This is a genomic window from Niallia sp. FSL W8-0954 (assembly GCF_038005605.1).
In the GTDB taxonomy this organism is placed as follows: Bacteria; Bacillota; Bacilli; order Bacillales; family Cytobacillaceae; genus Niallia; species Niallia circulans_A.
In genome coordinates this window covers 4,003,305-4,020,376 of the sequence record NZ_JBBOTN010000001.1, presented here as the reverse complement: position 1 = coordinate 4,020,376, position 17,072 = coordinate 4,003,305, and the positions used below count along the sequence as shown (strand labels likewise).

Genomic DNA, 17,072 nt, shown 5'->3' with positions numbered 1-17,072 from the left:
ACATGAATTATCAGGCAAAACCGAAAAAAAGTGATTATTTAATGCTTCTGCCGAGTCTGCTTCCAGTACTTTTGATATTTGTTTATCCCTTAATAAGAGGGATTATGATGACGTTCCAAGAAAATGGAACCTCTCATTTCACGATGGGTAACTATATTGAGTTTTTTACAAATCCAGATTATTATCAAACTATTTTTCGAACGCTTGCTTTAGTGATTCCAGCAGCATTTCTAGAGCTATTTATTGCTTTCGCGATTACCTATTATATAAGAGGAAAGATGAAGGGCAAAGGAATAATTGCCGGATTAATTATTTTCCCCCTTACATTAGGTTCCTTAATTATTGATATGGCGATTATTTCATTTTTCAAGCCAACAGGCTGGTTCAACACGATTCTTTTACAAATTGGCCTTATTGATGAGCCAGTCAGACTTGTCTATAACTATACTGGTGCATTTATTGCTTGTGTTATTTTGGGTGTGGCATTCCTTGCTACTAATTTCATCGGGATGATGGATTCCATTGACCCAAATTTAGAAAAGGCTTCCAGATCGCTTGGTGCCAGCGAATGGGTTACATTTAGACGAGTATTTTATCCACTTATTCGTGGTGGGGTTTTAAGAGTATTTGCTTTAAATATTATTATGCAGATTGGTGTGTATACCTCTGCCGTGATTGTAGGTAACCCTGCATCGGCAACCCGGACATTTGCTGTAGTTGCTTTCGAAGAGGCGATGCGAAACTTTAACTACAGTATGGCTAATACAGTTGCTGTAGTAATGGCAATTACGCAATTAGTAATCCTGGCAATTGTGTTTGCATTACGTAAACGAGGATTCGTCGGTTCAGCAAGTACATTTAAATAACAATGAGGTGAGATGTAGTGAGAATTGTGGAGAATACCATAAAGGGTGGTATAAACAATCCTACGGAAGCAAGTGTACCTAAGAACAGTAAAGTGGCAGGATTACTCAAACTACTCTATAAATTTCTAACATGGCTTTTAATAATAGTATGTATTACCTCCATTATTGGGATGACAATCGCGGTATTATTAACTGCCTTTGGAACAGAATGGTATGGTACTTTCCTTCCAGCGGGGTACACAGTGGACTGGTTTGTTCAGGCTTGGCAGGTTTATGAAATAGGGCATTTTTATAAAATAACCTTACAAATTGTTGTAACTGCGACCATTATATCATTGTTGCTAAGTATTCCAACTGCATATGTATTGGGGCGTAAGTCATTTCCTTTTAAAGAAGGCTTGATTAGTTTCTTTCAGATGCCTTTTACCTTACCAGAACTTGTTTATGCTATACCTGTTGCTTCCATTTTTTATTCAACAGGTCTAGCGGAAACAATTCCTGGCTTAATATTAGTTAACTTAATTGTCGGTATTCCGTTTTCTGTTTTCATTTTGCTTCCATTTATGGAGTCGCTGGATCCAAGATTGGAATGGGCTGCTGAATCCTTAGGTGCAACTAAATTTAAATTATTTAGTAGAATTGTTATCCCGCAATTAGTCCCTGGGTTAACGGCTTCTGCCATTAATATTTTCATTCGTATGTTTAGCACATTTACCATTATCCTATTAATCTCCGGACCGAAGACACAGACATTAAGTGTCATGGTATTTAGTGTCCTTCAAGGAGCAGGTTCCCAGCCGCAGCCAATGCTAAATTCACTAGCATTAACATTAATGTTTCCCTTATTGTTATTTGCTTTTATAAGTTTATGGATTTCCAGCTTTACCCAAAGACGGCTTGGTAAAAAATAAAATGGTAATTCGCTGATTTCGAAAAAAATATTTATGTGAAATAGTCGCATAGAATTACTTAGAAGCATTTCAAACAAAGAAGACTGCTAGACTTATATGAAACGTTAAGAAGGTATTTCGAGGAGATTAACAATTCTAAATCTCTTTTAACAAGAATAAATAGATTAAGGAAAAGGAGAGGGTTTTGTGCTAAATGTAGCTATTATCGGTTCAGGAGCTATTTCATCTGCTCATATTGAAGCATATCAACAATTTCCTGAGCGCTGTAGGATTGTTGCCTTATGTGATTTGTATCCTGAAAAGGCAAAAAAACAGGCCGAAGAATTCCATTTGAATGCAACCGTGTACGAAGACTATCAAATGATGCTGGAGCGAACAGACATTGATTTAGTTTCGGTATGTACGCCGCCTTATACTCATGCAAAAATTGCCATTGATTTTCTTGATGCTGGAAAAAATGTATTGGTGGAAAAACCAATGGCTTCTTCTTTAGAAGAGTGTGATGCCATGAATGCAGCGGCAGAAAGAAATGACAAGTTATTGTCCGTTATTTCGCAAAATCGTTTTCAAAGTCCAATGATGAAGTTAAAGAGCGTACTTGATACGAAAATGATGGGACCAATTGTCCATACACAGGTTGATTCCTTTTGGTGGCGCGGGCATAGCTATTATGATTTATGGTGGCGAGGTACTTGGGAAAAAGAGGGTGGTGGTTGTACCTTAAATCATGCAGTCCATCATATTGATATTTTTAAATGGATGAATGGAATGCCTTCAGAGGTAACTGCTGTGATGAGTAATGCCTCTCATGATAATGCGGAAGTAGAGGATATTTCTGTTGCTATTTGCCGTTATGATGATGGCAGCCTTGCACAAATAACAAGCTCTGTTATCCATCATGGAGAAGAACAGCAGTTAATCTTTCAGGGTAAAAATGCTAGAGTCTCCGTACCATGGAAAGTAAAAGCGTCTAAATCAAAGGGAAATGGCTTTCCAGAAGCGGATACAGAACTGGAAGAAAAAATTCAGCGCTATTATGAGCAGCTAGATGATATTCCATATGAAGGGCACCCTGGTCAAATCGATGATGTGTTAACAGCGTTGGAACAAGGATCAGCAGTGCTAGTAGATGGAGAACAAGGCAGACAAACACTTGAGCTTATTTCAGCAATCTATGAATCTGCGAGTACAGGGAAAACCATTAAGCTGCCATTAACAAAAGATAATTTATTCTACACAAGAGAAGGTACACAGACAAATGCAATTCATTTTTACGAAAAGAAAACAGCCGTTGAAAATTTTGAAGATAATGATATTACGGTAGGCGGTAAATATGAGTAATATGAAGGAGGAGAAAAATGTGAATAAAAATGATGGAATGAATTATGCGCCGAAAGGTCAAGTAAATAAGGTAGTCGAAGAAGGGGAATTTCTGTTTGCTGCGATTGGCTTAGACCATGGGCATATCTATGGGATGTGTAATGGATTAATAGAAGCAGGCGGCACGTTAGTAGCTGTTTATGATCCAGGTGCGACACGTTTCTAACGGAAAAGGTTAGACACTAAGGTTCTTTAATCACCTTAGGAGAACTGATTTCTCGATAGGTGGAATGAAGAGGTAACGCTCTGAAACGCCTACTCTAATACTCCGACATGCCATTTCTATGGTTAAATAGATTGGTATGAAGCTCGGTGAAGTCGGCAGAGAGATACCGTAAGTTGATAAGGGGCTTTCCTTGTCAATCACGAAAGCTGTCTAGCGGTAGATGGTGTATCCTATATGCCGGGAGTCCATAAAGTATCTATGGTTAGAATGAATAGGGATATACTGACAAATCTCCGAATGTACGGTTCTAGACATAAATGCTGTAGAAATGCAGCAGGTGGCAAAATTGCGATCGTATGGGTGGGTAAGTAAGAATCTGGATTATGAAAGCCCATAGCTTGTTACAGGCAAGTTATACATACAGGACCATAGGAGAGACCTAAGGATATATGGGAAGGATAGAGAAATTGGAACGTGGAAAGCGGAAGGATGTGGAGGCATTAACCTGCTTATGAAGCAGTTCTGTATATAAAGGGGAACAATCTAACCTATTAAAACAGAGTAGCCTTTCGTGAGAGTGGAGTCACAGTACCTATGAAACCATGATAATAAATGGGGGAGGGATAGGCTCTAGTTGGAAATTTCCAAGAATGCTAGATACATAATAAATAACACACGATTCTTTTGGAATTTTCAATGGAACGCCGTGTGAGGTGAAAGTCTCATGCACGGTGTGAAGTGGGGGAAAAGCTGGAGATGGCCTCAAAGGTTTACCTATCACTATATGCTGAAAAAGTGCAAAAATTTATCCAAATCTATCCACAAGCAAGGGCAGCAGCGTCAGAAGAGGAAATCCTCCAAGATAAAACGATTCAGCTTGTAGCAAGTGCGAATATTCCAGTCCAGCGTGGCCCACTAGGGTTAAGAGTATTAGATGCTGGGAAACACTATTTTGTGGATAAACCTGCTTTTACTACAATGGCACAAGTCGAGCAAGCAAAGCAAAAGGTAGCAGAGACAGGTCTAAGATGGGGGATTTATTATAGTGAACGATTACATGTAGAAAGTGCCGTATTTGCTGGTCAATTAATAGAAGAAGGAGCGATTGGCCGGGTTATTTCTGTAATGGGCACAGGGCCACATCGTGCTAATGTAAATAGCCGACCTGACTGGTTCTTTGATCCAGAGCAATATGGCGGAATTTTAACGGATATTGGCAGTCATCAAATCGAGCAATTTTTGCATTATGCAAATGCGAAAAGTGCGAAAGTCCTCCATAGTACGGTTGCTAACTATCACTATAAGCAATACCCAGAATTTCAGGATTATGGGGATGCAACCTTGGTGGCAGATAATGGCGCTACCTTTTATTTCCGTGTCGATTGGTTTACTCCGGATGGGCTGGGAACTTGGGGAGATGGCCGTGTGACAATTATTGGGACAGAAGGCTATATTGAAGTGCGAAAGTATATTGATATAGCACGCAGCAAGGAGGGGAACCATTTATTTTTGGTAAATGGAGAAGGAGAAAAATACTATCAATTAAGCGGTAAAGTAGGCTATCCATTTTTCGGTCAATTTATTTTAGATTGCATAAATGGCACAGAAAATGCGATGACGCAGGAACATGCCTTTACTGCTGCGGCATTATGTATTGAAGCACAGGAAAAAGCGATAAAAATCGAATAGGTCGATTAAAGGTGTTAGTGAATTGGCGATAGGCAAAACAAATAAAACGAGAGTGCAGAATAATATTCATGCCTCTCGTTTTATTTGTTTTGTGTCCGTTTGCTTGATAGAGTGCTTTGTTTTACTAGGTATAAGTTGTCACGCTATTGTGGAAATGGTAAGATGTATAGATGATACTAGTTTCATTTTAAAGAAAAATGGGTATTTAGCGATCATTTTTCTTCTATAATATATAGTATTACGTCAGTCTTATAGATAAATAATCAAAAAATGGATTTTAAAGGATGAAATCACAGGATAAGTTAACAAAGAAGACAAATATTTTTCATCTGTTTTTAATGATAAAAAGATAATCTTCCCAATAACTAGTGCGATTTCTCATTATAATAGAAAAAGGAGCGTTTTTTAATGCTTGGAATTTTAAATAAAGTATTTGATCAAAACAAACGCGATATTAAAAAATTAACTAAAATTGCGGATAAGATTGAATTGCTTGCAGATGAAACAGCAGCATTATCGGATGAGCAATTAAAGGGAAAAACAGAAGAATTCAAGGCGCGATTCCAAAAAGGTGAAACATTAGACGACTTATTGGTAGAAGCATTTGCAGTTGTTCGAGAAGCAGCAAAGCGTGTGCTTGGACTTTATCCATACCCTGTCCAGTTAATGGGGGGAGCATCCCTTCATGAAGGTAATATTTCAGAGATGAAAACGGGGGAAGGTAAAACGTTAACTGCGACAATGCCTGTATATTTAAATGCTCTCTCTGGTAAAGGGGTCCATGTTGTTACAGTCAACGAATATCTTGCTACTCGTGATGCGGCAGAAATGGGACAATTGTATAATTTTCTTGGCTTAACAGTGGGGCTTAACTTAAATGGCCTTTCAAGAGAAGATAAGCAAGCTGCTTATAATGCAGATATTACTTACGGAACAAATAATGAGTTTGGTTTTGACTATTTGCGTGATAACATGGTTCTTTATAATGAGCAGAAGGTACAAAAACCATTGTATTATGCTGTAATCGATGAAGTCGATTCTATTTTAATTGATGAAGCACGTACACCGCTGATCATTTCCGGTTCCGCGCAAAAATCAACACAGCTTTATGTTCGTGCCAACATTTTTGTCAGCAGCTTAAAACCAGAAAAAGATTATACGTATGATGAAAAAACAAAGGGTGTTCAATTAACAGAAGAAGGAATGTCCAAAGCAGAGCGTGTATTCCAAATTGAAAACCTCTTTGATGTTTCCAATGTTGCGATTAACCATCATATTACCCAAGCGCTAAAAGCCCATGCAAGTATGCATAAGGATGTAGACTATGTGGTTCAAGATGGTGAAATTGTCATTGTTGACCAATTTACAGGTCGTCTGATGAAAGGTCGCCGCTACAGCGATGGCTTGCATCAAGCAATTGAAGCAAAGGAAAACTTAGAGATTCAAAATGAAAGTATGACCCTTGCAACCATCACATTCCAAAACTATTTCCGTATGTACGAAAAGCTTGCAGGGATGACTGGTACAGCGAAAACAGAAGAAGAAGAATTCCGCAACATTTATAATATGAACGTTGTTGTTATTCCAACAAATCGTGAGATCGTTCGTGATGACCGCGCAGATTTAATCTATGCTTCTATGGATGGGAAATTTAGAGCAGTAGTGGAGGACATTGCGGAGCGCCACAAAAAAGGCCAACCAGTACTTGTTGGTACAGTTGCGATTGAAACATCTGAAATTATTTCTAAATATTTGACGAAAAAGGGCATTCCACATAATGTCTTGAACGCGAAAAACCATGAAAGAGAAGCGGAAATCATTGCAACTGCCGGAGAACAAGGTTCCGTCACAATCGCAACGAACATGGCAGGTCGTGGTACGGATATTAAACTTGGTGAAGGTGTAAAAGAATTAGGCGGATTAGCCGTTATCGGTACAGAGCGTCATGAAAGTAGACGTATTGATAATCAGCTTCGTGGTCGTTCTGGTCGTCAAGGAGATCCAGGGGTAACACAATTCTATCTTTCGATGGAAGATGAATTGATGCGCCGTTTTGGTTCCGATAATATGAAAAATATGATGACAAGACTAGGCATGGATGATTCTCAGCCAATTCAAAGTAAAATGGTCTCTCGTGCTGTAGAATCTGCCCAAAAACGTGTTGAAGGAAATAACTTTGACTCACGTAAGCAATTGCTACAATATGATGATGTTCTTCGTCAACAACGTGAGATTATCTACTCACAACGTAACGAGGTATTAACTTCGGAAAATCTGCGCTCTATTGTAGAAAATATGATTAAATCATCATTAGAGAGAAATATCCAAGCGCATACTCCAGATAATGCTGATAGAGAAAGCTGGGATTTACAAGCGATCGTGGATTATGTAAGTGGAAATCTTCTTAACGAAGGCGAAGTAGAAGTAAGTGATCTTCGCGGAAAAGAAGGCGATGAAATCGTTGAATTCATTTTTGCGAAAGTACTACAAAGCTATAATGAAAAAGAAGAGAAGCTTTCTCCTGATCAAATGCGCGAATTTGAAAAAGTTATCGTGCTTCGTGCAGTAGACAGCAAGTGGATTGATCATATTGACCAAATGGATCAGTTACGCCAAGGTATTCACCTTCGTGCATATGGACAAATCGACCCGCTTCGTGAATATCAATCAGAAGGTTTTGCTATGTTTGAAGCAATGGTTATTGCCATTGAAGAAGATGTCGCTAAATATATCATGAAAGCAGAAATCCGCAATAATCTGGAAAGGGAAGAAGTGGCAAAAGGCCAAGCAGTAAACCCGAAAGAAGAAGGCGGCGACAAGAAACCAAAGAAAAAGCCAGCAGTAAAACAACTAGATATTGGACGTAACGCACCATGCTTCTGTGGAAGCGGCAAGAAATATAAAAATTGCCATGGAGCAAATTTATAAAAGAATTTCGTGAGCAGCCTATCTTTCCTTTTAAGAAAGGATAGGTTTTTTTTCTTGGTTTTGGTTTGCGGAGCAAGTTTGTAGGTGAAAGGGAGAGTCGCAAGTAAAGGTGGAGAAGCCGCAAGCATATAAAAAAAACGCACAACTATTTCTCTTTTTCCTCCAGTAAAAACATTATCCACCATGAAATTAACAGGAAAACATGCATTTTTTTGCAAAAAGCCATATAATACATAAAGGAAGTAGTAAACTACCTAGTACTATAATTTATATAAAGGGTGACATGAATGGAATTAGCAGATATTCGTAATGAGTTAGAAAAGATAAATGTAACACTAGAAAACTTTAGGGGGTCTCTTTGACTTAGAAAACAAAGAGGCACGTATTGCTATGTTAGAAGATGATATGCTTCATCCTGATTTCTGGAATGATCAGCAGGCTGCTCAGACCGTCATATCAGAAAGCAATGCATTAAAAGATCAAGTTCATGAGTTCTATAAATTAGTGGAAACTTTTGAAAATCTTGAGTTAACATATGAATTGGTTAAAGAAGAAGACGATGCTGAATTTCGTGCGGAGTTAGAAGAGGAGCTTACAGAATTAGTTGGTCGTTTAAGCCAGTTCGAATTAAATTTATTATTAAGTGGACCATATGATAAAAACAATGCCATCTTGGAACTTCATCCAGGAGCTGGTGGAACAGAGTCTCAAGACTGGGGCAGCATGCTATTACGTATGTATACAAGATATGCAGAGAAAAAAGGCTTCAAGGTGGAAACTTTGGACTATTTGCCAGGGGATGAAGCTGGGATTAAAAGTGTAACATTGGCAATTAAAGGCCATAATGCTTATGGGTACTTAAAAGCAGAAAAAGGGGTGCACCGTTTAGTTCGTATTTCCCCATTTGATTCATCTGGACGCAGACATACAAGCTTTGTTTCTTGTGATGTAATGCCTGAGTTTAATGATGAAATCGAAATCGAAGTGCGCACAGAAGATTTAAAAATTGATACGTACCGTGCAAGTGGAGCGGGTGGTCAGCATATTAACACCACGGACTCTGCTGTACGTATTACACATATTCCTACAGGGGTTGTTGTTTCCTGTCAAACAGAACGTTCCCAAATAAAAAACAGAGAAACAGCCATGAAGATGTTAAAAGCGAAATTGTATCAACGTAAAATTGAAGAGCAAGAAGAGAAGCTTGCGGAAATCCGTGGGGAACAAAAAGAAATCGGTTGGGGCAGCCAAATCCGATCTTATGTTTTCCATCCATATTCCATGGTGAAAGATCACCGCACAAATACAGAGGTCGGGAATACACAATCTGTTATGGATGGTGACCTTGATATCTTTATTAATGCTTATCTTCGTTCAAAAATTAATGCTTAATAAATGAAGCCAAATTCTGGATGGATTAGTATGTGCTAATCTATCCTAGAATTTGGCCTTTTTTATTGGGAGTTCAGGAAAATGTATCCGTTATCACTAGCTATTCACTATTTTTTACATATTTTTCATATAATTTTTTCCAATTTATGAAACTATTCTACAGTTTGTTCGTCTTACTTAAGTGGGATAATTTAAAAGGGATATTTTATTTTGAGCAATAAACGGAAAGAAAAGAGGTAGTACAAATGCAAAAAACAATATTAACCATTGCGGTACCATGTTTCAATGAGGAAGAGGTATTTGAGCAGACAATGGGGAATCTACGTACTGTTTTGCGCGATTTAATGGAAGAAAATTTAATCAGTGAACAAAGCCAATTATTGTTTATTGATGATGGCAGTAAAGATGCGACATGGGAGAAAATAGAAAATGCAACTTTGTTTGATCCTTTAGTTAGTGGAATTAAGCTATCAAGAAATTTTGGCCATCAGCGGGCACTATTAGCTGGTTTGGAAGAGGCTGTGAAGTTTTCAGATTGTGTAATAAGCATTGACGCTGACCTTCAAGATGACACGGGTGTAATCAGAGATTTCATCATAGAGTATTTAAAAGGCAATGAGATAGTTTATGGGGTAAGAAGTAAGAGAGAAACAGATACTTTTTTCAAAAGAAATACTGCCCAAGGCTTTTATCGTTTAATGGAGAAAATGGGATTATCCCTTGTTTATAACCATGCTGACTACCGATTATTAAGTAAAAGAGCGATTGAGGAAATGCTGCGCTTTAAAGAGTCTAACTTATTTTTAAGAGGGATTGTCCCTTTACTAGGCTTTAAATCAACAAAGGTTTATTATGAGCGAAAGGAACGAGCGGCAGGAGAATCCAAATATCCGTTCCGTAAGATGATTGCTTTTGCTTTAGATGGAATCACTTCTTTTAGTGTCAAGCCAATCCGACTTATTACCATACTAGGTTTCTTATTTTCTGTTATTAGCGTATTTGCTGGTGTATATGCCATTGTTCAAAAATTTATGGGACATACAGAATCGGGATGGACTTCTATAATGATTTCTGTTTGGCTGCTTGGTGGATTAATGCTAATGAGCATCGGTTTAATTGGTGAGTACATAGGAAAAATTTATGAAGAAGTGAAGCAGCGGCCACGTTATATTATTGAAAGCAATCTATGCAAAAAAATAGAAAAAAGATCAAAGGTACAATCTTGATGAAGGATAAATCATTTCTTATATTTTTAGTAGTTGGTCTTATGAATACTTTTATTGGTTTAACGATGATTTATTTATGCTTGACCGCCTTTCATTTCGATTATTGGGCCGCAACTTTTATAGGAAATGCAGTAGGAGCATGTGTGAGCTACTTTTTAAATAAGCGATTTACATTCAAAAGCAATGCCGCTCTAAGGAGCAGTGGACTTCGCTTTATTGCCGTAATTTTAGCCTCTTATCTGCTGGCATATAAAGCAGGATTAGTGCTGGTTGAAATGCTGCTTGGTGAATGGAACATTTTCGCTTCCTATACCGATGAAATCGCCGTTCTGTTTGGAAGTGGCTTCTATACTTTGTTAAATTATGCTGGACAAAAATATTTTGTTTTTCCAAAAAGATATCAACAAAATTCTAGGAGCGTCAAATGAATTATCTAAAAAGAGAAAGAAAGTTTTTTTATATAGCAATTGCCATTATTTTCGTATGGGTACTTCCTTATTTTGTGTTAAATGAAGATGCACATATGCGTGTACATGATAATCTAGATTCTAATTTAGGCTGGTATGAGGTGATGAAGGATAACGGAATTGCCTTCTCGCCATTACATACACCAGTGGAACAAATTATGAATGGGGAATTTTCACGAGACACCTATTATTCAGAGTATTATGCAATGGTGTTTCTATTTCAATTCTTGCCACCAGTCATTGCCTATGGCCTTTGCCAAGCAATAACACATTTTGTTGCTTTTATTGGCATGTATTTATTATTGAAAAAATATGTGATGAAAGAAGAGCATAATAAAGCTTATATCTTAACTATTGGTGTGGCGCTTGCCTTTAGCTTAACACCCTATTGGCCGTCAGGAATGCTTAGTATTCTTGGAATGCCTCTTGCTTTATGGAGTATGCTGAATATTTATAAGGGTGAAAGAAGCTGGAAAGATTTAGCCGTTTTAACGCTGCTTCCTTTCTTTTCCACCTTTGTGATCGGCTTTTTCTATTTCCTAGCTGCTCTGGGGTTGTTCTGGCTATATGACTTCGTGCGGAATAAAAAAAGCAACTGGGCTTTATTTTTTGCTATTTTGTATATGACAATGGTTTATTTGGCAATCGATTATCGCCTTGTTGCTTCGATGATTGCCCCGATATCCGATGAATTAACGAACAGAGATGTATTTTACCAATCAAAGTTGGATTTTGTCCAAACCTTAAAGCTTGTAGGAAAAAATTATGTCATCAGTCATAATCAAGATCGTACCATTCATCAATATATTATTTTACCGGTGACTATAATTGGATTACTTTTTGTTCTTTTGAAAAAACAGTGGCGAGAAAATAAACTTTACATAGGTCTTCACCTATTGAATATTGTCTTATCCACATGGTATGCTTTTTGGTTTTTTGAAGGCTGGCAGCCATTAAAAGAGAAGTTTGGTATTTTAACAAGCTTCAATTTTGCGCGCTTCCATTATCTGCGCCCAATGATTATATATGTTTTATTTGCTCTTACCTTAAAAATGTTATGGAAGAACCGTAACATGGGACGAAAGTTAGTCTATGTACTGATTATTGGTCAATTACTTGTTTTAGTACCAACAAATGAACAAATCATGTACAAAAATCAACCAAGCTATAAAGCGTACTTTGCTACAGATCAGTTTACTGACATAAAGAAATACATTGGAAAACCGCTTGACCAATATAGAGTAGTGAGCATCGGTATTCATCCGAATATAGCACAATACAATGGCTTGTATACCCTTGATTCCTACAGCAATATTTATCCACTAGATTACAAGCTTCAATTTAGGAAAATAATAGAGCCAGAGCTTGATAAAAATAAAGCACTGAGAACTTATTATGATGACTGGGGCGGGAGATGCTATATTTTCGTCGATGAACTGGGCAAGAATTATCAATACTCAAAGCGATCTAATAAAGAAATCAATCATTTACAACTAAATGTTGAGGCGTTGAAAGAGATGGGTGGCCAATATGTTCTCTCAGCCGTTCCGATAAATAATGCAGCAGAAACTAATCTCACCTTTATGAAGGACTTTGAATCAAAAAATAGCAATTGGCATATTTATTTATATAAAGTGATGTGAAAGAGTACCTGACTTCTCCTAATCAAGAAGAAGTCAGGTATTTTTTTATTTTTGATTCTAGATAGGAAGGTAAAAAAATATATTAAAATGGACAGGCGTTAATAGCCACTTTTACACATACTGTTCTTATAGGAGGAGCTTCATGGAGATTATCATTGCTATTATATTAGGAATAGTGGAAGGATTAACCGAGTTTGCACCTGTTTCATCAACAGGACATCTTATATTGGTAGCACATTTACTGGAATTCACAGGAGAAAAAGCAAAAACATTTGAGATTATTATTCAGCTAGGAAGCATTCTTGCCGTTGTATTTGTATTTTGGAGACGGATTTTAAGTATTCTTGGAATGAAAAAATGGCAGACAGAAGAGGATGTTGGGACATTAAGTATTTTTCATCTCGCAATTGGCATTATCCCGTTTGGGGTAGGTGGCATCCTGTTCTATGATTTTATTAAGGAAGTGCTTTTTCGGTCAGGAACGGTCGTGATAACCCTTATAATTGGCGGCTTACTGATGCTTGCAGCTGAGAAATGGAAGCCACGTAAGCCTACAGCAGAAACACTTGATGAGGTTACTTATCGGCAAGCCTTTACAGTAGGAATGTTTCAGTGTTTTGCATTAGTACCAGGGTTTTCTCGTTCTGGAGCGACTTTATCTGGCGGGGTTCTTGCTGGAATGAGCCATAAAGCAGCATCTGAATTTACATTTATTATGGCCATTCCTATTATGGCAGCAGCGACAGGAAAAGACTTATTCGAAAGCTGGAATTATTTATCCCCACAGGATCTTCCTCTTTTCTTGACTGGATTTATCACCGCCTTTGTTGTTGCATTATTAGCGATCAAATTCTTCTTAAAACTAATCAATAAAATTAAACTTGCTCCTTTTGCCTACTATCGTTTTGTACTTGCCTTCCTCTTTTGGATTTTTATTTTATAAGCTTGAAAGAAAGACCTCGCATACATTTGATGTGAGGTCCTATATTCTATCCCAACTTTCCATAAATACGGAAAATAACGAACCCGTCTGAAGATGATTCCCGTTATTTCACTGCTTTACCACGCTAATTTGCCACCATTTACACTTCAAATAATAGATGATATACTCTCTGCTTGGAAGAATCATTTTGTTTTTTAGAAGCATAAAACTGGGGAAAGGTACATCGCTTCCTCTTTTTCATGTGGATTTTTTCTATAGAATAAGCTGATATTAAAACCATGTCATATTCTGGATTATACTCTTTATCATTAATAAAGATGTCGAATAAGAACACCGTGAAAATATGACATAAACTGACAAAAAAATAGAGGTGTAAAAAAATGAAATGGCGCGAATATATTTATGTGCTAATAGGGTCGGCTTTTGTCGCTTTATCCTTTAATTTATTTTTATTACCTAATAATATTGCATCTGGCGGAGTAAGTGGAATAAGTACTATTACGAAGGCGGTATTTCATTGGGAGCCAGCCTATGTTCAGTGGGCCCTTAATATTCCTTTATTTGTTTTAGGGGTTGTATTATTAGGAAGAAACTTTGGAGTGAAAACATTAATAGGTACCGTATTCTTGCCATTTGTTGTGTATCTCTCTAGAGGATTGGAGCCATGGACCAATGAACCATTATTAGCTGCGATATATGGGGGCATTGGTATTGGCCTAGGAATTGGCATTGTTTTTCGAGGCAAGGCATCTACTGGCGGCACAGATTTAGCCGCACAAATTATCAACAAATATACAGGCATTTCGTTAGGGAAATGTGTAGCTATGATCGATGGCGTAATCGTCATCACCGCTTCTATCGTCTTCAGTATTGAACAAGGTTTATATGCTTTAATTGCCCTATTTGTAACGAGCAAAACCATCGATTTTGTTCAAGTGGGCTTTGGCAGTTCCAAAATGACTTTAATCATTACAGATAAGCAAGAGGAAGTAAGAGAAGGGATTTTAAATAAGATTGACCGTGGTGTAACAAGATTAACAGCGCATGGTGGTTATACAGATTCAGAAAGACCTGTTTTAATGTGTGTCGTAGACCAATCCCAATTTATCAAGCTTAAGCAATTAGTGCAATCAATCGATGAAACAGCTTTTGTTGTTGTAACAGATGCTTCAGAGGTTCTTGGTAGAGGATTTAAATAAATTAATGAGAGTATCTTTTTTAGAGTTGATTCGTGAAATGGGAATTGGACTAAAAAAGATATTTTTTTGTGGGTTTTAACAGAAATAGGAAAAAAAGCTAGCCTGTTTTTGTCGAATTTTCTTTTTAACTCCTATAATGCAGATGAAATTAATTCTATGAACTTTTTTGGACACCTAAAACGCCCCCTTTCATTATGTAAATACTGGATATACCCAGTATATTTTTTAGGTATATATTACTATTTATCAAGAAAAATTACAGAAATAAAGGGGAAATAGGTCGATTTGTAGTACTATAATAATAGGAATTGTTGGCATATGATGAAATTGATAGTACTTTATGTTATGTTTGAAAAGAAAATGTAATAATTTTTTACATTAATTTGTCGTATTATGATGCTATAATAATTTAAGTAAGAAAAGTAACAACCTGCAACTATTTGCAGATTGTCATTTTTAGTCGGTTGAAACTTGTCGAATTTTGGTTTTTGAATCATATGGAAGAGTGGAAGGAATAAGTGAAAGAAATAAAGCTTATTGCTAGAGGATAAATTCATAAACCAAATCACTTCTACCATAACTCTTCAGTGATTCGTTTATGTTTTCAAACTCATATGTACCTTCTTCGCTTTTCAATAATCCATACAAAAAATAATTCAGGTGTGATAATAGATGATAGAAATGAAAAATGTAATGAAGAAGTATGCGAACGGTGTAATAGCCGCTAATGGAATAAATGTTAGGATTAATCAAGGTGAATTTGTTTATGTAGTAGGACCAAGTGGTGCGGGGAAGTCTACATTCATAAAAATGATGTATCGTGAGGAAAAGCCCACTCAAGGAAGTATCCGAATAAATGGTATTAATTTAGAAAAATTAAAAGATAAGAAAGTTCCGTTATTAAGAAGAAACATGGGAGTTGTCTTTCAGGATTTCAAACTCCTTCCTACGTTAACTGTATTTGAAAATGTGGCTTTTGCATTAGAAGTTATTGAAGAAAACCCAAAAAATATAAAGAAAAAAGTCATGGATACTTTAGAGCTAGTTGGATTAAAGCATAAGGCAAGAATGCTGCCAACAGAATTATCTGGAGGAGAGCAGCAGCGTGTTTCGCTTGCGCGCTCGATCGTTAATTCTCCGAAACTAGTAATTGCAGATGAGCCTACAGGTAATCTGGATCCCGAGACATCATGGGATATTATGAATATTTTTGAAACGATAAATAATAGAGGAACAACCATTGTAATGGCAACACATAATCGTGAAATTGTTAATACGATTAAGCATCGTGTTATTGCTATTGAGGGCGGCAGAATTGTAAGGGACGAAACGAGAGGTGAATACGGCTATGAAGGCTAGAACAGTAGCGAGACATACAAGAGAAAGTTTTAAAAGCCTTCTTCGTAATGGTTGGATGACATTTGCCTCTGTCAGCGCAGTAACGATCACATTAATCCTTGTTGGTGTATTTTTCGTTATTATGATGAATTTAAATCATGTAGCGACTTCCCTTGAAGAAAATGTAGAGATCAGAGTGCATATTGATGTGGCAGCAACGAAAGAAGAAAAAAACGCTCTAGAAGAAGAAATTAAGGCGATTCCTGAAGTTGGTAGTGTTATTTTCTCGCCTAAAGGAGAAGAATTGAACAACTTAATCACCAGTCTTGGAGAAGATGGGGATGCCTTTAAACTCTTTGAACAGGATAATCCGTTGAACGACGTATTTGTGGTGAAAACGAAAGATCCAGAGGATACATTAGCTGTAGTAAAGAAGATTGAGAAATTTGAACATGTTGCAAAAGTAAGGTATGGACAAGGAACGGTTGAAAAGCTGTTTAGCGCAATCAATATGAGTAGAAACGTAGGAATTGTCCTGATTATTGGTTTGCTATTTACAGCGATGTTCCTAATCTCTAATACAATTAAGATTACGATTGTAGCAAGAAGAAAAGAAATTGAAATTATGCGTTTAGTCGGAGCGACTAACTGGTTTATTCGCTGGCCATTTTTCTTAGAAGGTATGTGGCTGGGCCTCTTAGGGTCGATTATTCCGATAGCTGCGGTTAGCGCAATATATTACTATGCATATCAGTTCTTAAAAGCAAAATTAGCAGGAAGCTATATTAAAATTTTGGATTATACTCCATTTGTATTCCAAGTATCTACGTTACTCCTAGTAATGGGAGCGGTGATTGGAATATGGGGTTCCGTAATGAGTATCCGCAAGTTTTTAAGAGTGTAAAGTAGTCGTCGATAAATAAA

The 17,072-nt window shown here is 37.1% G+C and carries 13 protein-coding genes and 1 pseudogene; all 14 read left to right on the top strand.

Annotation, left to right across the window (positions count from 1 at the left end; translation table 11 throughout):
- The first annotated feature begins 2 nt into the window (after positions 1–2).
- The 14 genes and pseudogenes from NX902_RS19815 to ftsX all read left to right on the top strand — a co-directional run bounded on the left by NX902_RS19815 (position 3) and on the right by ftsX (position 17,052).
- A complete protein-coding gene (locus NX902_RS19815; protein WP_163187403.1) occupies positions 3–866 on the top strand; it encodes an ABC transporter permease in 864 nt (287 codons plus the stop codon).
- Positions 867–883: 17 nt separating this feature from the next.
- Entirely contained in the window at positions 884–1,777 is an 894-nt protein-coding gene (locus NX902_RS19810) for an ABC transporter permease (protein ID WP_047943901.1), read from the top strand.
- 186 nt (positions 1,778–1,963) lie between these two features.
- The gene (locus NX902_RS19805) at positions 1,964–3,118 is read left to right on the top strand and encodes a Gfo/Idh/MocA family protein (protein ID WP_123260587.1); all 1,155 of its coding nucleotides are present in this window, start codon (positions 1,964–1,966) and stop codon (positions 3,116–3,118) included.
- 19 nt (positions 3,119–3,137) lie between these two features.
- Positions 3,138–3,305: pseudogene (locus NX902_RS19800) on the top strand (Gfo/Idh/MocA family protein); the annotation flags it as partial.
- A 774-nt stretch (positions 3,306–4,079) separates the two neighbouring features.
- The gene (locus tag NX902_RS19795; RefSeq protein WP_095330301.1) at positions 4,080–5,012 is read left to right on the top strand and encodes a Gfo/Idh/MocA family protein; all 933 of its coding nucleotides are present in this window, start codon (positions 4,080–4,082) and stop codon (positions 5,010–5,012) included.
- Positions 5,013–5,420: 408 nt separating this feature from the next.
- Positions 5,421–7,940, top strand: coding sequence for a preprotein translocase subunit SecA (gene secA / locus NX902_RS19790; RefSeq protein ID WP_341160934.1), 2,520 nt, complete (start codon positions 5,421–5,423; stop codon positions 7,938–7,940).
- Positions 7,941–8,227: 287 nt separating this feature from the next.
- Positions 8,228–9,332, top strand: a protein-coding gene (prfB, locus tag NX902_RS19785) for a peptide chain release factor 2 (protein ID WP_341160933.1) whose coding sequence is annotated in 2 segments (ribosomal slippage) — positions 8,228–8,299 and positions 8,301–9,332 — 1,104 coding nt in all. Because the reading frame shifts where the segments join, the coding sequence is not laid out codon by codon here.
- A gap of 245 nt (positions 9,333–9,577) precedes the next feature.
- The gene (locus NX902_RS19780; RefSeq protein ID WP_095330303.1) at positions 9,578–10,558 is read left to right on the top strand and encodes a glycosyltransferase family 2 protein; all 981 of its coding nucleotides are present in this window, start codon (positions 9,578–9,580) and stop codon (positions 10,556–10,558) included.
- The gene (locus tag NX902_RS19775) at positions 10,558–10,986 is read left to right on the top strand and encodes a GtrA family protein (protein WP_163187407.1); all 429 of its coding nucleotides are present in this window, start codon (positions 10,558–10,560) and stop codon (positions 10,984–10,986) included. The genes NX902_RS19780 and NX902_RS19775 overlap by 1 nt, the downstream gene beginning before the upstream one ends.
- A complete protein-coding gene (locus NX902_RS19770) occupies positions 10,983–12,668 on the top strand; it encodes a DUF6044 family protein (protein WP_341160932.1) in 1,686 nt (561 codons plus the stop codon). Before NX902_RS19775 ends, NX902_RS19770 begins: the two co-directional genes overlap by 4 nt.
- Before the next feature lie 142 nt (positions 12,669–12,810).
- The gene (gene bacA / locus NX902_RS19765) at positions 12,811–13,611 is read left to right on the top strand and encodes an undecaprenyl-diphosphate phosphatase (RefSeq protein WP_123258224.1); all 801 of its coding nucleotides are present in this window, start codon (positions 12,811–12,813) and stop codon (positions 13,609–13,611) included.
- 380 nt (positions 13,612–13,991) lie between these two features.
- Complete coding sequence (locus NX902_RS19760; protein ID WP_095330306.1) at positions 13,992–14,810, top strand: YitT family protein; 819 nt, start codon at positions 13,992–13,994, stop codon at positions 14,808–14,810.
- A gap of 672 nt (positions 14,811–15,482) precedes the next feature.
- The gene (ftsE, locus tag NX902_RS19755; protein WP_047943910.1) at positions 15,483–16,169 is read left to right on the top strand and encodes a cell division ATP-binding protein FtsE; all 687 of its coding nucleotides are present in this window, start codon (positions 15,483–15,485) and stop codon (positions 16,167–16,169) included.
- Positions 16,159–17,052 (top strand): permease-like cell division protein FtsX, encoded by an 894-nt coding sequence (gene ftsX / locus NX902_RS19750; protein ID WP_095330307.1) that lies wholly within the window; start codon positions 16,159–16,161, stop codon positions 17,050–17,052. Before ftsE ends, ftsX begins: the two co-directional genes overlap by 11 nt.
- Positions 17,053–17,072: the final 20 nt, after the last annotated feature.